At 55.0% G+C, this 1,268-nt stretch carries 1 protein-coding gene; it reads left to right on the top strand.

The features are described from left to right. Positions 1-54: 54 nt before the first annotated feature. Positions 55-1,268, top strand: a protein-coding gene (locus QMZ29_RS04900; protein WP_282995316.1) for an IS3 family transposase whose coding sequence is annotated in 2 segments (ribosomal slippage) — positions 55-397 and positions 397-1,268 — 1,215 coding nt annotated over the 2 segments. Because the reading frame shifts where the segments join, the coding sequence is not laid out codon by codon here. This gene is flagged as partial in the annotation.

Genomic DNA, 1,268 nt, shown 5'->3' with positions numbered 1-1,268 from the left:
TGACCCGTCCTGAATAGCGTTGACACATTTTACTCACGCACAGAGGAAAATGTGATGAACCAGTATATTAAACGCACACAACGCGATTACTCTCTATCCTTTAAACTGGCTGTCGTCGAACAGGTCGAAAAAGGCGAGATGACATACCGCCAGGCGCAAGATCGCTACGGTATCCAAGGCAGCCAGACTGTCATGAACTGGCTGCGCAAATACGGTCAACTTGACTGGCGAACTTCTCCTTCCACCAGAACGTGCGGAGACAACATGCCCAAACTCCCCCTGACGCCCGAACAGCGTATTAAAGAACTTGAGCAGCAACTGGCTGAATCTGAAGTCAAAGCCCAGTTCTTCGAAGCTGTCGTCAAAGTGATGAACACCGACTTTGGCGCCACGCTGACAAAAAAGCAGCTAACCGCCTTATCGCGCAAACACAAGTACCGGGACTCACAGTAACGCGGGCCTGCCGATGGATGGGCATCAGCCGACAAGCGTGGTATCAGTCCCTGCAGCGTGAAGCAGGCAAAGAGGAGCAGGCCCGGCATCTCGTCGAACAGGTGACGGCCATCCGCTTGCACCAACCCCGACTGGGGACACGTAAGCTGCATCACCTGTTGCGGCAACACCCCGAACCGGCGTTGCATGTGGGCCGTGACCGGCTGTTCAGTATCCTGCGCTGCGCGCGGTTACTGGTGATGCCTAAACGGGCATATCACAAGACGACGCACAGCCATCATCGTTTTTATCGCCATCCCAACCTGCTAAAAGCGGGAGACAATCAAGTAATAGCCAGCCGTCCGGAACAGGTATGGGTGGCGGATATCACCTACCTGCCGCTGAGAACGGGGACGGCGTATGTCAGCCTGGTAACGGATGCCTGGTCGAGAAAAATCGTGGGATATCACGTGCATGACAGTCTGCATACCCGGCATGTCGCCTGCGCGTTCAAAATGGCACTGGCCGGCAGACGCACGGCGTTGCCGTTGGTGCATCACTCGGACAGGGGTATCCAGTACTGCTCGCAGGAATATCAGGCGTTACATCAGCAGTATGACGTCATCTGCTCGATGACGGACGGGTATGACTGTTATCAGAACGCGCTGGCGGAACGGATAAACGGGATACTCAAAACGGAATACCTGCTCGGCAGGCCAGAAGATATCGCGCAGGCAAGAAAGATGGTCAGGGAATCGGTGAACCTCTACAACACGCGGCGGCCGCACTTGTCGCTGAAATACAAAACGCCCGATGAGGTTCATCGGGCGTTATCC

Origin of the sequence: Serratia sp. PF-27 (genome assembly GCF_030053255.1) — a bacterium.
Taxonomy (GTDB): domain Bacteria; phylum Pseudomonadota; class Gammaproteobacteria; order Enterobacterales; family Enterobacteriaceae; genus Serratia; species Serratia bockelmannii.
The sequence above is the reverse complement of the archived record's forward strand: the minus strand, read 5'-3'. Positions and strand labels throughout refer to the sequence as shown.